Annotated in this window: 16 protein-coding genes; 7 read left to right on the forward strand and 9 right to left on the reverse strand. The window is 55.5% G+C overall.

Annotated elements, in window-relative coordinates:
• From B2R17_RS25845 to B2R17_RS25855, 3 genes are all read right to left on the reverse strand, one after another.
• Window positions 1-378: RNA recognition motif domain-containing protein (locus tag B2R17_RS25845; protein WP_286766273.1), on the reverse strand; the 378-nt coding region annotated here is incomplete at its 3' end.
• Between the two features lie 221 nt (window positions 379-599).
• Window positions 600-2,057 (reverse strand): protoporphyrinogen oxidase, encoded by a 1,458-nt coding sequence (gene hemG / locus B2R17_RS25850; RefSeq protein ID WP_286766274.1) that lies wholly within the window; start codon window positions 2,055-2,057, stop codon window positions 600-602.
• A 13-nt stretch (window positions 2,058-2,070) separates the two neighbouring features.
• Window positions 2,071-3,492 (reverse strand): hypothetical protein, encoded by a 1,422-nt coding sequence (locus B2R17_RS25855; RefSeq protein ID WP_286766275.1) that lies wholly within the window; start codon window positions 3,490-3,492, stop codon window positions 2,071-2,073.
• Between the two features lie 274 nt (window positions 3,493-3,766).
• Here B2R17_RS25855 and B2R17_RS25860 point away from each other — a divergent pair, with 274 nt between their 5' ends.
• Window positions 3,767-4,741, forward strand: a complete 975-nt coding sequence (locus tag B2R17_RS25860) for a ferredoxin--NADP reductase (RefSeq protein WP_008662634.1) — start codon at window positions 3,767-3,769, stop codon at window positions 4,739-4,741.
• Window positions 4,742-4,811: 70 nt separating this feature from the next.
• Window positions 4,812-6,101 carry a glucose-1-phosphate adenylyltransferase gene (locus B2R17_RS25865; RefSeq protein ID WP_008662633.1) on the forward strand — a complete coding sequence of 430 codons (1,290 nt, stop codon included), beginning with the start codon at window positions 4,812-4,814 and terminating at the stop codon, window positions 6,099-6,101.
• A gap of 279 nt (window positions 6,102-6,380) precedes the next feature.
• Here the strand turns inward: B2R17_RS25865 and B2R17_RS25870 are convergent, their stop codons facing one another.
• From B2R17_RS25870 to B2R17_RS25890, 6 genes are all read right to left on the reverse strand, one after another.
• Window positions 6,381-6,917 (reverse strand): 3-hydroxyacyl-ACP dehydratase FabZ family protein, encoded by a 537-nt coding sequence (locus tag B2R17_RS25870; protein WP_008662632.1) that lies wholly within the window; start codon window positions 6,915-6,917, stop codon window positions 6,381-6,383.
• Between the two features lie 2 nt (window positions 6,918-6,919).
• The gene (locus B2R17_RS28470; RefSeq protein WP_390173962.1) at window positions 6,920-7,018 is read right to left on the reverse strand and encodes a 50S ribosomal protein bL37; all 99 of its coding nucleotides are present in this window, start codon (window positions 7,016-7,018) and stop codon (window positions 6,920-6,922) included.
• An 86-nt stretch (window positions 7,019-7,104) separates the two neighbouring features.
• On the reverse strand, window positions 7,105-7,326 hold the full coding sequence (gene infA, locus B2R17_RS25875) for a translation initiation factor IF-1 (RefSeq protein WP_007328023.1): 222 nt from the start codon (window positions 7,324-7,326) through the stop codon (window positions 7,105-7,107).
• 12 nt (window positions 7,327-7,338) lie between these two features.
• Window positions 7,339-7,752 (reverse strand): 30S ribosomal protein S9, encoded by a 414-nt coding sequence (gene rpsI, locus B2R17_RS25880; RefSeq protein ID WP_007328022.1) that lies wholly within the window; start codon window positions 7,750-7,752, stop codon window positions 7,339-7,341.
• 42 nt (window positions 7,753-7,794) lie between these two features.
• On the reverse strand, window positions 7,795-8,229 hold the full coding sequence (rplM, locus tag B2R17_RS25885) for a 50S ribosomal protein L13 (protein ID WP_007328021.1): 435 nt from the start codon (window positions 8,227-8,229) through the stop codon (window positions 7,795-7,797).
• A 148-nt stretch (window positions 8,230-8,377) separates the two neighbouring features.
• Complete coding sequence (locus B2R17_RS25890) at window positions 8,378-8,944, reverse strand: hypothetical protein (protein ID WP_286766276.1); 567 nt, start codon at window positions 8,942-8,944, stop codon at window positions 8,378-8,380.
• A gap of 380 nt (window positions 8,945-9,324) precedes the next feature.
• On the opposite strand from B2R17_RS25890, the gene B2R17_RS25895 reads away from it, so the two are divergent.
• The 5 genes from B2R17_RS25895 to B2R17_RS25915 all read left to right on the forward strand — a co-directional run bounded on the left by B2R17_RS25895 (window position 9,325) and on the right by B2R17_RS25915 (window position 18,493).
• The gene (locus B2R17_RS25895) at window positions 9,325-11,376 is read left to right on the forward strand and encodes an HlyD family efflux transporter periplasmic adaptor subunit (protein ID WP_286766277.1); all 2,052 of its coding nucleotides are present in this window, start codon (window positions 9,325-9,327) and stop codon (window positions 11,374-11,376) included.
• 62 nt (window positions 11,377-11,438) lie between these two features.
• Window positions 11,439-12,350, forward strand: a complete 912-nt coding sequence (locus B2R17_RS25900) for an efflux RND transporter periplasmic adaptor subunit (protein ID WP_286766278.1) — start codon at window positions 11,439-11,441, stop codon at window positions 12,348-12,350.
• A gap of 77 nt (window positions 12,351-12,427) precedes the next feature.
• Window positions 12,428-14,665: a hemolysin D gene (locus B2R17_RS25905; RefSeq protein ID WP_315850974.1), complete on the forward strand. Its 2,238-nt coding sequence runs from the start codon at window positions 12,428-12,430 to the stop codon at window positions 14,663-14,665.
• Between the two features lie 277 nt (window positions 14,666-14,942).
• Window positions 14,943-15,344, forward strand: coding sequence for a DUF3467 domain-containing protein (locus B2R17_RS25910; protein ID WP_007328015.1), 402 nt, complete (start codon window positions 14,943-14,945; stop codon window positions 15,342-15,344).
• A gap of 140 nt (window positions 15,345-15,484) precedes the next feature.
• Window positions 15,485-18,493, forward strand: coding sequence for a RecQ family ATP-dependent DNA helicase (locus B2R17_RS25915; protein ID WP_339886923.1), 3,009 nt, complete (start codon window positions 15,485-15,487; stop codon window positions 18,491-18,493).

Here is an 18,493-nt window from a genome sequence, read left to right on the forward strand (position 1 = left end):
GCCTCCACCACCACGGCCGCGACCGCCGCCGTAGCCTCCTCCTCCGCCACCGCCGCCACTACGCGGCTCACGTGGACGAGCTTCATTGACTGTCACGCTACGGCCATCGATTTCATGACCGTTCAGGTTTTCGATCGCGTCTTTGGCGCCTTCGGCATCCGCCATTTCGACAAAGGCAAATCCGCGACTACGTCCTGTCTCTCGGTCCATGATGATGTTCACAGCTGACACTTCGCCATACTGTTCGAACGCGCCACGGAGTTCTTCTTCGGTGGCCTTGAACGAGAGGTTCCCGACATAAATGTTCGTCACTAATCTGATACCCTGCAAACCGTCACCAACAAGGCAAGATGCCTCTCGCATTCGGGCTCGTTTCACTGGAAAACGCTTCCAAAACAAACCAACCAACCCAAATGTGGTGCTCAACTGACTGCGCAGCGTGAACCATCCCGATACCCCAGTCAATCCCATCTTTTTGCCCCTCCCTCGGAATTCGCGAAACAATCCGAGAGCGTTCGAAGCGGCTTCACCCCGGAATTTGCGGGGAACTCAGACCTTCCACTTCCCCGCCAATCCGCCGCCGAGCGGAAGTCTTGACGTCACTTCAGGATGCGTTCCGCGGTTCGTTTGGACGCCGCAATCACTGGAGCGATGCCGACGCCACCCAGTGCGTTTGTGTTCAGGTGCAGCCCCTCGAGTGATTCAACAGCGGCTCGGATTCGCAGGACTTTGTCCAAATGGCCAACTTCGTATTGGGGCATCGCGTCGTTCCAACGCACGACTTTCACCGTCGCGGTGATGTCTTCGAGCGACTGAGTTTGGTCCAGCCCGATCAGTTCGCCTAGTTCAGTACGAACAACGTTAACGATCTCATCATCGCTGCGTTCGAGAATTTCAGGTTGCATCACGCCGCCCACAAACGCCCTCACAATGACATAGTCATCAGGTGCACGCTGAGGAAATTTGGTGCTCGCGAAACTGCCTGCCAAGACGCGGCGGTTTTCTTTTGGCGGCACGACAAACCCAAACGTCGTCGGCAACCGCGAGATGCAATCGCGTCGGACTGCCATCACGACAATCGCGGTTGACGCAAATGGAATGGAGCGAAGCGTGGACGCGGCTTCGTCGCTGAGTGGTTGCAGTAGTGCTGCCGCGACGTGTGCGGGTGTTGAGACGACGACCTGATCAAATTCGTCAGATGCTTGGCCATCGGTTTCCGGTTCGACGTTCAGCTGATAGCGATTGCCCGGAAGTGGGACGATTGATCGCACCGCCGTATTGAGACGAATGTTTTCGCGGCCGGTGAAGTCGGCAAGCGTGTCGATCCATTGCTTCATGCCATTTGGAAACGCGCGAAACTTCTCGTAGCGAGCTCCACTACTGGCTTGCTCAGTGGAGTCTTCACCCGTCCGAATTCGTCGCAACGTCGCTTTGGCGAGCGAACCGTCGTTGGTCTCCATGTCCCAAATTGGTTTCATCGTGGCCGCCATGCTCAGGCGATCGACATCCGCGGTGTAGATACCAGCGACCAGGGGAGCGACGATGTTGTCGAGGCACTCGTTGCCTAGTCTTCGACGGACAAACGATCCGACGCTCTCATCGGTCACGCTGTCAGCGCGTCGTGTGATGAAGCGTTCTTGCAGCAAGCGAAGTTTGCCCGAGAGGCTTAGCAGGGGCGTCGTCAGCATCGACCCGAGTTTGGTCGGACGCATCAAAACGAATCCTTCCGGGATCGGAATCAGACGGTTGCCTCGCGCGATCATCGCGCCGCGACCGAGCGGACTGGGACGCAGCAATTGATCCGCGACGCCGAGTTGCTCACACAAGTCGATCGCTGCGGATGGGGCGGTGGCAAACATGTCCGCACCGTGATCGATCACAAAGGTGCGGCCGTGGTCGTCCGTCAGCGTCTCGGTGTGAATCACGCCTCCGAGACGATCGGAGGTTTCGAAAAGAGTGATGTTCGGAACGGACTTGTTTTGCTTTTGGGCCAACAAGCGGATGTGAACGGAAGTGGACAACCCTGACAGTCCACCACCAATGATCGCAATCTTCATCAATTCATTGAGCTCATTGGTTCATCGATTCCATGCCGTAGTTCGAACCACTTTGGTCCATGCTGCCATCTTCCATCATGGTCTCGTCATAGAGCGGGTCCATTCCCATGTCTTCGTATCCAGAATCGCCCATGCCGTAACCGGAGTCGCCGTAGCCTGACATCCCGTTTGCATTTCGACCACCGCCCATCTTCATCGCTGCACCGGCCATGCTCAGGAATGGTTGAAGTGGTGCGAGCATCTGTTCGGAAGCTTCATGGAAAGCCGTGGCATCGGCAGCGGCTTCCAACGCCGCCAAATTTTGGCTCATCTGGGCAGCCATGCCAGATGCCATCGCAGCGGCGGGGCCCGCCTGAGGGATTGTCAAACCGGAGACTTCGGCTGCGTTCGTTTCGCTGATTTGTTTCCGTTGGTCTTCAACCCACTTCGGGAACTGATCTGCCACGGACTTAGGAACCCAGTAGCCTTCGACTTGTACGAAGTCAATTGTTTCGCCACGGCTCGGACGCCGTTGTCCTGGTTGTTGGGTGCCCGATCCGGCACGCTTGATTGTCGCGGTCTTCTCGTCAAAACGGGCGACCTCCCATCTTGGATCAGACGATGTGAATGACTGAGTGAGTTGCCGAAAGTAAGGTGCCATCGCTTCGCTACGTTCGCGAACCCAGTTTGTCAGGCCCTTTTGACGAATGGTTTCTGAGTTGCCGGCACCTTCGGCAAGGCCGACACGAATCATGTTCGCGACCGGCAAAATCATTTCATCAATGACTTCCACATAAGGGCTGTCGCTGTCGGGAGAACCGGCGGCCAGCCGCGGATGCGATTTGATCCAATTCTGTCGCGTGACGATCAAGTCTGCCCATCGGTGAAGCTCTTGAACGCCTTCGTTCAAACTGTTCGCGTCGGCCTTCTGCAAAGCCAAGTCAGCCAGCTCATCAATGTCACTTCGATAAGAAGGCGGCAACGCATCAATGGCGACTGCCAAATGTCCTTCGCGAAGTTGCGTGTGAATCTGTTGGATCGCTTCGTCGATGGAGAGATTCGGTGCCAACGGTTGGTACGCGGCAGGTGCAGGCGGAGTCGGCAACGGATCCGGGGCAGCTGCAGCTTCTGCGTCCGCGACTTGTCGCAGTTCCTCGCTCAACATTTCGCGTTGTTCTGCCAAGCGAGTCGCGATCTCTTCGGCTTGAATCCGGCTTTCTGCGATCAGCGATTTCATGGGGACGCTGACACGTTTTCCGTTGGACATCAGCAGGATGACGTTGTCGTCCCAAAGTCCAACCATCTGGGCTTGGATCGTTCGGTTGCCAACCAAGCTGGTCCAGTTCTCCGCCGATAAGTTCGACGATGTGCCCAGCACGATCGAAAGAGCGATTGTGCCTGATAGGATCGAGAGACGATGCGGAAGTTGCCGAAAGAAGACTTGGCGATCAAGCATGATCGAAGGTCCGAATGAAAGGTGAGGCGGTGAGATCGCGAAGTCGAGACAAGCGAAGCGAGAGTTACTGCTGTGATAGCAGTCGCTGATTCACTCGGCGGAGGGCCTTCTTTCTCAGCCGATCCGCATCGCTTTGCGGCCAAGACATTTGTCAAAAAATGCTGGGCTGACAAAGCGAGGTGGACACAACCACGCCGCTCGACCTCATCCACTATAGTAACTCAGGCGGACGAGGTCGCCGACGTGAAAAAGGCATCTGGGAGTTGAAAACGCGATGGATGAATTGGACTACCCGGACGATGAAGAGAAGCGTCTGCTTCGCGAGCGGCACTACAACGCGACCATCATCAAACGAATGGATCTGACGGAAGATCTGGCCCGGTTCCGCATCCAGTGCGATGAACCCGTGATGCCGTTTGAGCCCGGGCAGTACGTCGCCATCGGGCTCGGGAACTGGGAACCGCGATTGCGTGGTACTCAACCCGAGGACATTCCAATTAAAAAGTCGCGAAAATTGGTGCGGCGGGCGTATTCCATTTCATGTCCGATGCTTCACGATGCCGAATCGCCCAAAGCGGGTGAGTTGGCGCCCGTCGACCAGATCGACTACTTGGAGTTTTACATCACGTTGGTGCGTCAGGGCGCAACTGCCGCGAGCAAGCCTCCCGCCCTGACACCTCGTTTGTTTGGCAAAGGCGAGGGGGATCGAATTTGCGTCGAACGCAAAATCACGGGGCGGTATCTGTTGGGTGATATTCCGGCGGATGAAAACGTTTTGATGCTCGGGACCGGCACCGGTGAAGCTCCGCACAACGCGATGGCAACCACATTGTTGTCTCGCGGGCACCGTGGAAAGGTCGTCATCGCAACCAGCGTCCGCTATCAGTCGGACATTGCTTACCAGAGCGAGCACGACGAACTGATGCGACGTTTTCCGAACTATTGCTACCTGCCGTTGACGACTCGTGAGCCCAAGAACTTGGAACCGAACCGGCCCGACTACGTTGGCAAGCAATATCTGCAAACCATGTTCACCACCGGCAAGCTGGCGGAGTTGGTTGGTGATCCGCTCGCGCCCAGCAACACGCACGTCTTTTTGTGCGGAAACCCAGACATGATCGGTTACGTGCCGCCCGGCGGAGAGGTCCCCGATCGACCCGGCATGCTGCCTCTGCTTCGGGCTGCCGGTTTCCACGATGCCACAGAAACACCCGGACCTGGCACCATTCGCTTTGAGAAGTATTGGTAAGCTAGTCAGATCCGAAACAAGCGTTCACATTCACCATCCTTCACACTAACTAGCACGTCATCCCACGAGAGTGATCATGGACTTGAACAATACAATCGCGTTGATTCTTGGCGGTGGCCGCGGAACACGGTTGTTCCCGCTCACAAAGATCCGCGCCAAACCCGCTGTGCCCTTGGCTGCGAAATATCGATTGATCGACATTCCGATCAGTAACTGCATCAACAGCGGACTGAATCGCGCCTATGTGTTGACACAATTTTTGTCAGAAAGTCTTCACCGTCACCTTCGGCAGACGTACACGTTTGATCACTTCAGCGGTGGCTTTGTCGAATTGTTGGCCGCGCAGCAAACCGTCAATTCCGGCACCGATTGGTACCAAGGCACCGCCGATGCGGTCCGTAAGAACCTGGTTCACTTGCGTGAAAGCTGGATCAAGCACGTCCTGATTCTCTCGGGCGATCAGCTTTACCGAATGGATTTTCGCGACATGATGCGGACTCACATCGAGTCCGGAGCTGCCGCGACCATCGCTGGTATTCCCGTGACTCGTAAAGACGCGTCGGCTTTGGGGATCATGCAGGTCGACGATAACGGACGTGTGACCGGGTTCGTTGAAAAGCCGCAAACAGAAGAAGAGATCGCAAAGGTCCGCATGGAGCCCAGCTGGATCGACGCTCGCGGCATCGAAAGCCAAGGCCGTGATCTGTTGGCCAGCATGGGGCTGTACATCTTCGACAAAGACCTCATGGTCGACATGCTCGAGAACAGCCTGCACAGTGACTTTGGGAAGGAAGTCTTTCCCGAAGCCATCAATACTCACAAGGTTCAGTTGCACCTGTTTGACGGCTACTGGGAAGACATCGGAACCATCCGATCGTTCTACGAAGCGAACCTGTCGCTCGCTAGTAAGAACCCGCCGTTCGACATTCGCAATCGCCATTCACCGATCTACAGCCGGCCACGCTTTTTGCCGCCAACGATCATGGGCGATGCCAAGATCACTGGCAGCTTGATCGCCGATGGTTGCCGAATCGGCGACAACGTCACGATCGAAAACAGCGTCATCGGTCTGCGAACCGTGATCGGCGACAACGTGACGATCAAGGACAGCGTTGTGATGGGAGCTGACTTCATCGAGATGCGAGGTGCTGCTCGCGACGGGAAGTTGCCAGTTGGCGTCGGTGCCGGAAGCGTGATCCAGGGTGCGATTCTGGATAAGAATTGTCGCGTTGGTGAGAACGTCCGAATCTTGAACGAAGCCAAGATCGATCACCAGGGCGAAGATGATGACCTGCAAATTCGCGATGGAATCAGCATCGTGATCAAAGACGGTCAGATTCCTGACGGATTCAGCTGCTAGTCATCTCTGACTGAATCGAGGCTCGGCGGTTCGCCGCCGAGTTTCTAGGCGGCGATATTCTTTGGCAAAGAGCCGTGTGGCCGAATTTAGAATGGACGTTTGTGGAGCGGGCTACTCGCTGTTTCCAGTGCCCGGCCCTCACCCTCACGTACGCCTGAACGGCGCCGCTCGACCTGATACATCGCTCTCACCCAAACTTCGTTTCGGGAGAGCTGCACCATCGACAAAGATGCCGAAAAGCGGTATCAGAAAACTGAACGACCTCATCGTAGCGAGGGTTCAGGAATCGGCGGCTTCTTTGGATGCGCCGAGTTGTCGGGTGACTGCTTCGATTGGGATTGGAATCCCACGCAGGCAACCTTCGAGAACCAGTTCGGTGCCAACGACGCCTTGGAATCGGGCCACGATCATGCGTCCCCGGCGGGCTTTTTCGAGCTTCACCAGCACGATGAGATTATCGCCGGGAGTGACGACCCCGCGGAAGCGAACTTCATCGACCCCGCCGAAGCCGACCATTGCGGCACCAAGCAGGTCGTGCTTTTGGGTGTAATAGCTGGATAGTTGAGCGACCGCTTCCAGCATCACGACGCCGGGCATGAGCGGCATGCCGGGCATGTGACCGCGAACCCAGAACTCGTTTTCGGTGATCGCTTTGTAAGCGGCGCACGCGTGCTGATCGAGATCCTCATAGAGGATCGCGGTCAGTTGTTCCATTTCGTGCCGCTGCGGGTTGTACTCGCGAATCGCCTCGATATCGGCGATTGGCTTGTCAACGTCCAGCAGAGCCGGATCAAGGATGAATTCGCTGCGTGCCACGATCAGGTCTTGATTTTTTTCCGCTTAGCTTTGCGTGCCTTCGCATTTGCGGGGCGTTTGCCGTGATTGGCTTTCTTCGTTTTCCGGTGGGGCTTGGCCACTGTATCGGTCGCTGTTTCTAAAGGAAAGACGTCTGGAAATGGCAAGCAAATCGGCGATTGAAACCGTCAGCCAACGCAAGCGGATGTTAGCGTTCGCGGTAAACGATACGACCTTTGGTCAAATCGTATGGCGAAAGCTCCACGCGAACTTTGTCGCCTGGAACGATCCGGATGAAGTGCTTTCGCATTCGGCCAGCAACGTGGGCCATGACCTCGTTGCCGGTTTCCAATTGCACACGAAAGCGAGTGTTGGCGAGGGCTTGTGTAACGGTGCCCTCGACTTCAAAAGCTTCTTCTTTCTTACCCAAAATTGAACCTTCTTAGCGTTTGCTAAACTGAACGCCACGGCGAGCACCACGAAGGCCTGGTTTCTTACGTTCCTTCATGCGTGAATCACGCGTCAGGAAGCTGCCTTCACGCATCGGGTCGTGCAGTGCCTCATCGTGGCTGCACAGAGCACGAGCGAGGCCCATGCGAACGGCTCCGGCTTGGCCGGTCATTCCGCCGCCCGAAACACGAATCAGCAGGTCGACCGATTCGGTCAAGCCAGCGGCTTCGAGGGTTTCAGTGATCGCGTAGCGATGTTGGTCGTTGACGAAGTAATCTTCGATCGACTTACCATTGATAGTGATTTTTCCGCTGCCTGGACGAACGCGTACTCGGGCAACACTGCTTTTGCGACGTCCTGTTCCCAGTGCGTCGCCGTTGATCTTGTCTTTTTTAACTGCAATCATGGATCAGACCCGCGTGATGCGGTCGGTGAGGGCGTGTGGGAACTAAGCGCTAGCTTTTTTGCTGGTGCGAACCAATTCAACGGGTTGCTGAGCGGTGTGTGGGTGCTCAGGGCCAGCGTAGATTTTCAACTTGCTCAGCATTTGGCGAGCGAGTTTGTTCTTTGGCAGCATCCGACGAACGGCGTGATACAGCAAGTATTCCGGCTTGCGATCGTGACGATCTTGGTAGCTTTCCAGACGCAGGCCTGGGTAGCCGGTGTACCAAGTGTAGTGACGATCACGCATCTTGTTGCCCGTCATGCCGATCTTGTCGGCGTTGGTGACGATCACGAAATCACCGCAATCAACGTGAGGTGTGTACTCAGGACGATGTTTTCCCATCAGCACGACAGCGATATCGCTGGCGAGTCGACCGAGGACTTCGTCGCTGGCATCCACAACATGCCATTGCTTTTCGATTTGGCCGGGTTTGGCCATGTAGGTTCGTTGAACAGCCACTGCTCACAACTTCTGACAAAAGGGCACCGAAAATTTGAATCGCAGAACCTAATCGACTGAACCCAAATTCGGCAAGGGCTATTTGGGAAACGTTTGTAGGCTTTTTGGGCGAAATGGGATAGCCGAGCTAGCCAACCTTGGACTGAAGTTCCCCCGCGTCGGCGGGTTGGGGCCGAGTCTTGGCGGTCGCCTTCGCTTTTCGCTCGGGCTTTGCCGTCAGTTGAATCGGCGGGACGGAAGACGATCCACCATGAAACGTACGCTTGCCTTCAATGGTGTGGTCGAGCACAAAAGCTCCGCCTGGCATCCCCTTTCGCGGCGAGACACGCAAGATTGACGCATGTCCGCACTGAGGGCATCGAATCCGAAGGCTATGTGTGTCCAACATCTTTTGGATTGAATTGGCAAGTTCTCGGTTTTCGTTGAGTGTCGAGAGCGATTGGCCAACCAAGCGCTGCAGTTTGGATTGCAACGTCAGTCGAACCGTTCGCTGGATTCGGTTGAGTTCCCACTGCAGGGATGTCAGCATCTGCCCCGTTTCGGAACTCTCGGGTGCAGAAGGTTGGCTGCCGGATGGTTGCTCGCTTTTCCCCTCATGCATCGTGGGCCTTTCATTGGCCAAGTCGCCTTCTGGAGAACCACCGCCAGCGGGTCCGCCATCGTATGTGTCGGGTTGATCGTCAGGTGCAGCCAAAGTGGGCGTCCAGGCGGAGGTGCGTGTCGGAGAAGTTGGGGCGACTGATTACTCGAGAAAAGTGGTCGTTGGGACGCGGAAACGAGTTCCGTGAACTTTCCGACTCAAGTCTGGACAAGAGGTTATACAAAATGTATAAGTTGTCCAGCGGGAATCGTTGCAATCGATTTTCTCTGTGTTTTCAGCGTTGTCGGAGTAGTCGCGTTGGGGGGAAAGACCGGGGTAACCGGCGTTTCCCATGCCAGCGTCACAGTTCGCCAGCGAAGAATGCAAACTCCGCTTTTGAAGCGACTTCCAGTGGCGATCTGAGCGGATTTTTAAGTAGTGTCGGCCCACTGGACATTTCCGCCCCCTTCTCGCCCGAGCAGTCAGACAGGCCCATGTCGGTCAATCAACAAACGGTCGAAGAAACCAAAGCGCAGATCCGCGGTTTGGTTAACGAAATCGCAGCTCTCACAAAGAGCGGTGCCACCGCTTCGGAGTTTTATCCGGAGTTGCTGAGCAAAATCATCACTGCCCTGGCTGCGGCCGGAGGTGCGGTGTGGTTGCTGGATGAGGATCAACAGCTTCGGTTGCAGTATCAAATCAACGCAGAGCCGTCGATTTTGACCGAAGGCACCGAGGACGCCGATCGCCACAACCGGTTGATCCGTCGCGCCGCCGCCTCGGGGCAGTCGTTGCTCGTTCCTCCGTATAGCGGAACAACCGACGGAGACGCCGAAGGCAACCCAACCCGTTATCTCTTGGTTTTGGGTGCCCTTCAGCACGACGGTCAAAAAGACGGTCTGATCGAGATCTTTCAGCGTCCCGATACCGCTCCCGACACACAACGTGGCTACCTGCGGTTCTTGCAGCAGATGTGCGAGTTGGCCGCAGAATGGCTCCGCAGCCAAAAGCTCCGCACACTCGGTGATCGTCAAACACTGTGGCAACAAGCCGACTCGTTTGCGCGTGCCGCTCACGAATCACTGGATCTGAAAGAAACCGCCGCCATCGTCGCCAACGAAGGCCGACGGCTGATCGGTTGCGACCGTGTCAGCGTGGCCATCAAGAAAGGTGGCAAGTGCAAGGTCGAGGCCATCAGTGGTCAGGACACAATCGAGAATCGATCGAACATCGTTGCAGCCCTGAACGTGCTGGCGACGCGAGTTGTCGCGGCTGGCGAACCTTTGTGGCACGACGGGTCCACCGAAGACTTGCCACCGCAAATCGAAGAGGCTCTCGAAGACTACGTCGACCTTTCTTATGGCCGTAATCTCGCCGTGCTTCCGCTACGCGAACCGCAACGCAAACTCGGCCAGGAAGCTGAGATGGGTGCGGCCGGCGAAGTCGATCGCGATGACGCTCACCGCGGCGAAGTGATCGGTGCGTTGATCGTCGAGCAAATCGAAACGGATCTCCCGCCTGAAATCTTCCGTCAACGATGCGATTTGGTTTACGAGCACGGTACGCGTGCAATCGCTAACTCACAGGCTCACTCGAATCTGTTCTTGATGCCCGTCTGGCGAACACTCGGACGAGCGACTTGGGTTTTGCGAGCTCGAACACTGCCAAAAACTTTGGGAGTGATCGGTGCGATCGCGGCATTGATCTGTGGATTGATCTTCATCCCGATGGAATTTGACCTCGAGGCCGACGGAACACTCAAAGCCGAAGCTCGCCGGGAAGTCTTTGCGGGGATCGATGGCGAAGTCCGTGAGGTGCTGGTCGATCACAACTCGATCGTTGCCGCCGGTGATCCACTGGTGAAGATGATCAACCCGGACATTGGCATCGAGCTGGAAGATCTGCGTGGACAGATCCGAACCACGATGGCGGAATTGCAACGCATCCGGACTCAATCCAGAAACCGATCGCAATTGAAGGCCACCGAACGGCGCGCGATTGAATTGGAGGAGGTCGAGATTCAAACCAAGCTTGAAGCACAGCGTGCGAAGCTGAAGTTGAAAGAACAGCGAGCGGAAGACTTGATCGTGCGATCGCCAATCGATGGCATCGTGGTTTCGTGGGAAGTCGAGAAGATGCTGCTCAACCGTCCGATTCAAACCGGCCAAGTGTTGATGGAGATCGCCGACCTTTCCAAACCGATGTATCTCGAAATCGAGATGCCCGAAAAACGCGAAGGGCACCTGGATGAGTTCATCCACGACAACAAAGTTCAGACATTGGACGTCGACTACATCTTGGCATCCAACCCCGACGAACCGTTGCCTGCCAAGTTGCCGGTCGAAAACATCTCGTTGCGAGCGGAAACCAACGAAGAGCATGGCTCGGTCATCAAGATGCGAGTCCTGCCTGATCTGGAGGCGCTGAAAGAGCTGTCTCCGAGTCCCGGCACCAAGCTGACCGCGGACGTCAAGTGTGGCAAACGAGCCAGCGGCTTTGTTCTGCTGCACGAAGTCTTTGAGTGGGCCTACAAGTTCGCTTTCTGATTCCTACCTTCTCTTCTCTATTGAATCTTCTCTCTTTGTCCCTCCACCACGAGATCCCTTTGATGAAATCCTGGCGATTGATCGTTGCTGTATTGGCTGGCGTTTGCGTCTCCGCAATCAACGCTGAGCCCGCCACGGCACAAGCTAGCCTGAGGGGCGAGTCCCCACTGGTCGCGGAGTATTGCCAAGTTCGATACATCCGCAAGGTTGACATTCCCGCCGAGGTGGAAGGCAAGTTGGTTGAATTGCCCATCGAAGAAGGGATGACCGTCGCGAAAGACGATCTGCTCGCCTTGGTCGATGACACCTCCGCTCGTTTGGCACTCGAATTCAAAAAGGCCGAAGAGAAAGAAGCTCAGCTCAACGCGGCCAACGAAGTCAACTTGAAGGACGCCCGGAACAACGAAGAGTTGGCTCGAGCCGAAGCGGAATCGTTCCGTGAGCTCTACGAAAAGGGTGCCACGCCTTATTACGAGATGAAGAAGAAGGTGCTCGAAGCCATTCGTGCGTTGCTTCGAATCGACTTGGCGGAAATGCAAAAGAAGATTGCCGAAGCACAGTACATCGCGAAGCGTAGTGAGCGAGAGATCGCCGAGTTCGAACTGGACCGTCGCCGCATCACCGCATTGTTTGATGGTTACATCGAAATGCGAATCGCCCAGCTTGGCGAATGGGTGCAGCCTGGTTCGCCAATCGCAACGTTGGTTCAGCTCGACCGAGTTCGAGTCGGTGGTGACATAGACGCGTTGGCATCCAACGGTGCCGTTCGTGCGGGAGCACCGGTGTTGGTTCGCGTTTTCAACACGGCGAATCCCGACCAGAACTTCGAAGTAAATGCTCCGCTGGGATTTGTCAGCAGTGAGGTCGACGGACAAAAACGCTATCGCATTTGGGTCGACGTGGACAATCAAAAAGACAGCAACGGCAATTGGATGATCAAGCCAGGGATGGAGGCAGAAATCATCTTTCAATGATTTCTAGCACGCTTGCCCGTGCCCGATTTTACCTGCTGCTCTTCTCTTCCTGATCTTCTCATTCGACACCTGGCCCCATGACCACTCTGGCTGAATCACTGGTAAGCAGTTCGTCACGTGCACTGACGGTGCGCCGACGTCCTGACTTGACCGCCAGCCGCCACCACTACCAAGGACAAGGGTATTGGGTGGTCAAAGAGCCGGTGGGTTTGCAGTACTTCCGTTTTCACGACGAAGAGTATTTCATCCTGAACATGCTGGATGGGCATGTCAGTTTGCAGCAAATCAAAGACGGTTTTGAGCAACGGTTTGCACCGCAAAAGATCACGTTTGGTGATTTGCAGCAGTTCATCGGAATGTTGCACCGCAGCGGTTTGGTGATTAGCAATTCGCCTGGTCAGGGAAAGTCGCTTCGAGAACGCGGGCGGAAGAAAAAGAACAAAGAGTTGATGGGGAAGATGTCCAACGTCTTCGCCGTCCGTTTTCGCGGGATCGATCCCGAGAAGATTCTCAATCGGATGTTGCCGATCTTTGGATGGATTTTCACCGTCCCGGCGTTGATCTTCTTCGCTGGGTTGCTGTTAGCGGCGTCGTTGCTGTTGGCGACGCAGTACCAAACGGTTTACGCGAAGCTACCGACGTTCCATCAGTTCTTTGCTGCGGATCGTTGGATCATCTTGGCCGCGACAATGGCGATCGTGAAAGTCATTCACGAATTTGGTCACGGTCTGAGTTGCAAGAAATTCGGTGGTGAGTGTCACGAAATCGGCTTCATGCTGTTGGTGTTCACGCCTTGCTTGTACTGCAACGTGTCCGACTCGTGGATGTTGCCGAACAAGTGGAAGCGGATTTGGATTGGTGCCGGCGGAATCTATGTCGAGATGATCCTGGCGTCGATTGCGGCGTTCGTTTGGTTCTTCAGTGAACCGGGGACGACGATCAATGACTTGTGTTTGAACATGATGTTCTTGAACGTTGTCAGCACGATCTTGGTCAACGGGAATCCGTTGCTCCGGTTCGACGGCTACTACATCATGATGGATTATCTGGAGATCCCTAACCTCCGCCAAAAGAGCACGGAAGTTCTCAAGCGTTGGTTCCAAACCACTTGCTTGGGTTTGGAATTGCAGGACGATCCATTCCTGCCCACACGCAACCAATTCATGTTTGGAATGTTCACCGTCGCCAGTGTGATTTATCGCTGGGTGGTGGTCTTTTCGATCGTATGGTTCGTGATGCAGGTTCTCGAGCCTTATGGCTTGCAAGCACTTGGCCGGATTTTGGCCGTGATTGGCTTCTCGGGCTTGGTCGCTCAACCCGTCATTCAAACGTGGAAATTCATCCGCACTCCTGGGAGATTGTCAAAAGTGAAACGCGGACCGTTGTTAACATCGCTCGCCGTGTTGGGCGTGGTCATCGCCGCGGTGTGCTACATCCCTTTGCCTCACCACATTGATGCGGCATTCGAAATCCGTCCCAGTCGTGCTGGAATGGTTTACGCCGGCGTCGTTGGACGTGTGGAAGAAACCGTGCCGGTTGGGACTCTCGTCAGCACTGGCGACACGATTGCATTGCTGAAGAACCCAGAACTCGAAATTCGTTTGGCTGACCTTCACGGTGAACGCAAGCTTGCCCAGGTGCAACTCGCGAACTTGAAGTCGCGTCGATTGGACGATGCATCCGCAAAGATTCAGATCGAAACTCAGGAAGAAATGCTGGACTCGATCGAAGCGTTGCTTGCCAAGACTCAAGAAGAACTGGACCGTTTGACCGTGCGAGCCAAACGGGATGGTTTTGTGCTTCCTCCACCAGAAAAGAAGGAACAAGATCCTGGTGATGGGCGTCTACCAAGTTGGAGTGGGACACCGCTTCAAGAACGAAACCGAGGAGCGTTGCTGACGGCGGATGATTTGATCTGTGAGATTGGATCGCCCGAAGCATTCGAAGCTGTGTTGATCATCGATCAAGGTGACCGGCAGCTGGTTCGCGAATCGCAAGAGGTGGATCTGAAGCTCGATTCGCGACGATTGGAAACGTTCCACGGTTCAATCGAAGAGATCTCCAAGAAGCCACTGGAGGCCGCGTCGGCTTCGATGTCGAGCCAGACAGGCGGCAGCTTGCAAACCGAAATCGATCCCAAAACCGGACAAATCAAACCTCGTAGTGTTTCGTATCAAGCTCGCGTGCCGATTGATGGAATCGAGATGCCATTGCGACCTGGATACCGCGGTGCAGCCAAGGTTCATGTGGACCCCATGTCGCTTGGTTCACGTTTATGGCGAGTGATCATTAAAACTTTTAACTTTGACTTCTGAGTGGACAAGTAGAAAAGAGAGTCAGGTGTTATTGCCGGTACGACCCACCGACCGCATTGCACAAAAGGTCCTGGTACTTTTCTCCCAACCCCTTCGGAGTGAGCTAGGCTTCCACCATCCTTTCCATTTGACGTGGTTTAACGTTTGGTTTTTGAAGACAAACAAAAAAACGGATTCTTGATCCCCGCTAGTCGCTTTCGCGTTGCGACGTTGGGGGGGATCACTACATTGGCCCCAAACACGCGAATCTCAACTTACCTGTTTCCCTTTTGATTTTTTGGAGAATTTGATGGCAGACGAAACCAAGACGGCTGAAGCCCCCGCCGCAGAGAAGGCCGCTCCCGCTGAGAAAGCACAAACTCAAGCTCAGGCCCCAGTTCAAGTTCAGGTTAACGACGACAACGCCGTCGCAACCTACGCGAACTTCTGCCGCGTGACTGGTTCGCCCGAAGAGTTGATCATCGACTTCGGTCTGAACCCACAGCCGATCGGTGTGCCAAAGGACCCCATCCAAGTCAAGCAACGTATCATCGTGAACTTCTTCACCGCGAAACGTTTGCTCGCTGCTTTGCAAATGTCGGTTGCCCGTCACGAATCCGTCTTCGGTGTTCTGGAAACGGACATCAACAAACGCGTTCGTCCAGGCCTGCAACAACAGCAAGCACCTGCGAAGTCGTAATCGACCCGCAAGAATTGAGATTCAAAAAGCCATCCCGCTTGTTCTTCAGCGGGGTGGTTTTTTTGTGCGCCGGCAGAGAAGGCGAGCTCTGAGCGTATCGAGTCGGTTCGAGGTGGCAAAAACGGGCCGCATCGCGGAAGATGGCGATGCGTCGCTGGGACGCGAATCATTTTTGCCCGCCACTTACCCACCGAACGAAAGATCGGATGTCGTCTCTCGCATCCAATTCCAATCCGTCCATTGATCCTGAATCGCTGCTGCCACGCTTTGGTCTGAAAGAGTTTCGGCCCGGCCAACGTGACGTGGTCGATGCATTGGCCGCCGGGACGGATTGTCTTTGCGTTATGCCAACCGGAGGCGGAAAGAGTCTGTGTTATCAGTTGCCATCGCTGGCTCGCGAAGGAACCACCATTGTCGTTTCACCGCTGATCGCGTTGATGAAGGATCAGGTCGACACCCTTCAGCGGCGAGGCATCCAAGCTCGATTGCTCAACAGCACGCAATCGCCCGGCCAACAAGAATCGGTCATGGAGGAAATGGCCGCGGGGAAGTTGGACCTCATTTATGTGGCTCCCGAACGATTGCGGAACGGTCGTTTCTTAGACGTGGTTCCCAAAGCCAACGTGAGCTTGTTGGCAGTCGACGAAGCACACTGCGTGAGCGAATGGGGGCATGACTTTCGCCCCGACTATTCGCGGCTCGGGCGATTTCGCGATCGCTATTTGGGCGGCGTGCAAACGATCGGATTGACCGCGACGGCAACGCCGACGGTTCGCGATGACATTTGCGAGTTGTTGAACCTGAAACAGCCTCGCGTGTTTGTAACCGGTTTTGCACGAACCAATTTGCGGTTCTCGGTCACGCCGTGCAACAACGATGTCGCCAAGCAGAACGCACTGCGTGATTATCTGGCGAAGCAACCCGGTGCCGGCATCATCTACGGTGCGACACGCAAACGTTGCGAAGAGATTGCCGAATGGTTGCCGGAAAAGACGGGACGCAAAGTCGGCGTGTATCACGCTGGCATGCATCCGGACGAGCGACGCCGTGTGCAAGAGTCGTTCATGAAAGGCGACTTGTCCGCGATCGTCGCGACCAACGCCTTTGGAATGGGCATCGATAAATCGGACATCCGGTTTGTGGTGCACTACAACATGCCGGGTTCGTTGGAAGCGTACTATCAAGAGGCAGGACGCGCCGGACGCGACGGTGGTACGAGCCAGTGTTTGCTGTTGTTCGCCTATTCCGATCGCCAGATCCAAGAGTTCTTCATCGAGAATCGCTACCCATCGCGAGAAACGGTGAAGAAGGTTTACGAATACCTGCTGTCGCGCGAAGAAGACCCGATTGAGCTGACGTTGGATCAGGTGCGCGAAGCGATTGGTGTCCGCGACGGCAGCGAAGCGATCGGGACTTCGGAAACGTTGCTGTCCAAGGCAGGTGCTCTTCGCCGTTTGGACGCCAGTGCCAACCAAGCCGTGCTGCGAATCGATAGCGACGTGCCGACGTTGCTTGATTTCTTGCCGCGTGAAGCCAAGTTGAAACGTCAGGTCATGACGGCGATCGAGAAGATCGTTGGACCTCGCCGCGGCGAAGACGTCTTTGTTCGGTTGAGCTATTTGGCGACACGGGCTGGCGTGGAACGGGTTCAATTGACGCGAACGCTGCGGGAACTGACGAAGCTGAAGTCGTTCGATTACATCCCGCCGTTTCGTGGGCGTGCCGTTCACATCATGCGGCGGGATGTTCCATTCAATCAGTTGAAGATCGACTTCGAAGAGCTGGCACGACGCAAGCAAGCCGAGTACGAAAAATTGGATTCTGTGATCCAGTTCGCTCGTTCAACATCGTGTCGGCAACATGTCATCCTGAATTACTTTGGCGATCCGAACGCGGAAAATTGTGGCCGGTGCGACCACTGCGATCCGGCCGGCGATTGCATGCCCAAGGTCGATCCGTCGAAGTTAGCTTCGAATTTGACGACGGCGAAGACGCTTGGAGAGAGTGGTTCGGTGGGGGCTTTAAGCGAGCAAGCGGGCATCGACATGGCCGCCCTGACAACCGCCATTCGAGTCATCCTCAGCGGAGTCACTCGAACACACGGTCGGTTGGGAAAGAATCTGATCTCGCAGATGCTGGCTGGGTCAAAGAACAAGAAGGTGACGCAGTTGCGGCTGAGTCGACTGAGTACATACGGCATGCTGACGGGCATGAAGCAAGGTGAACTGACCGATGCGATGGATTCGTTATTGACCGTGGGGTTGTTGGACCAGAAAGAGCTGAATGAGCGCAGGCCAACTGTTCACATGACAGACCTTGGTCGCCAAGTGATGAATGGGCACGTGCCGTTGCCACCATCTTTGCAGTTGAAGTTTCCGCTTGCGAAGAAGCTGGCAAAGGTCGCCAGCAAGATCGAATCTGGGGATGTCGCCGAGGAAGAGCCCGGTGACATCGAACCACCCGTCTCGGCGGCGGTGGATGTTGCGGCGAAGCAACCTGAGCAACCATCGCCACAGCAGGAAAGATCCAAATCCGAAGCGAGTGTGGTCGCGGCAGAGCCATTGACATCGAATGATGCCGAGGAGTTGCTCGACCAAGATCTTTCGGACCGGATCAAGCGTTTTCGCCGCAAACGATCGGCGGCGTTGAATGTCGCGCCGCACCGGATTTTGTCCGAGTCCACGATCAAACGAGTGATCCAATCCAAGCCCGCCAATGCGACGCAGTTGGAAGCCGTGTCAGGAATTTCCAGCGAGTTCATTGAGGCGTACGGCAGCGATCTGTTGGAGTTGATCGCCAATACTCTGGCCGAGCACGAGATCGACTGCCCACCGAAATCAGCCACGCCGCCTTCGAACCATCAGGTGGAACCGAGCGAGTCCGCCGAGTCGCCCGCTGTCGATCCGCGACCAAGTCCTGCTGCTGATCGCCCCACAGAAAAGGTCGTTGATCCATCCGCATGGCGAAACGAGTACTGGACCTGGAAGCTATGCCGGGACGGCTACACGTTGCAGCAAATCTCCGAAATTCGCGGTGAGTCAACCGAAGTCCTGGTCGATCATTTGATCGCTGCGGCGCGGGCGGGACAGACGATCGATCCCGCTTGGGCCGACACGCCTGCAAACGCAAAGCGGCTGAGGAATTTGTAG

It is taken from the genome of Rhodopirellula sp. UBA1907, assembly GCF_002337565.1.
GTDB classification, from domain to species: domain Bacteria; phylum Planctomycetota; class Planctomycetia; order Pirellulales; family Pirellulaceae; genus Rhodopirellula; species Rhodopirellula europaea.

Excerpts from the sequence above, each read along its gene's own strand:
- hemG (WP_286766274.1), bottom strand. The coding sequence starts at position 2,057 with ATGAAGATTGCGATCATTGGTGGTGGACTGTCAGGGTTGTCCACTTCC.
- B2R17_RS25855 (WP_286766275.1), bottom strand. The coding sequence starts at position 3,492 with ATGCTTGATCGCCAAGTCTTCTTTCGGCAACTTCCGCATCGTCTCTCG.
- B2R17_RS25860 (WP_008662634.1), top strand. The coding sequence starts at position 3,767 with ATGGATGAATTGGACTACCCGGACGATGAAGAGAAGCGTCTGCTTCGC.
- rpsI (WP_007328022.1), bottom strand. The coding sequence starts at position 7,752 with ATGATTGCAGTTAAAAAAGACAAGATCAACGGCGACGCACTGGGAACA.
- rplM (WP_007328021.1), bottom strand. The coding sequence starts at position 8,229 with ATGGCCAAACCCGGCCAAATCGAAAAGCAATGGCATGTTGTGGATGCC.
- B2R17_RS25895 (WP_286766277.1), top strand. The coding sequence starts at position 9,325 with ATGTCGGTCAATCAACAAACGGTCGAAGAAACCAAAGCGCAGATCCGC.
- B2R17_RS25900 (WP_286766278.1), top strand. The coding sequence starts at position 11,439 with ATGAAATCCTGGCGATTGATCGTTGCTGTATTGGCTGGCGTTTGCGTC.
- B2R17_RS25905 (WP_315850974.1), top strand. The coding sequence starts at position 12,428 with ATGACCACTCTGGCTGAATCACTGGTAAGCAGTTCGTCACGTGCACTG.
- B2R17_RS25915 (WP_339886923.1), top strand. The coding sequence starts at position 15,485 with ATGGCGATGCGTCGCTGGGACGCGAATCATTTTTGCCCGCCACTTACC.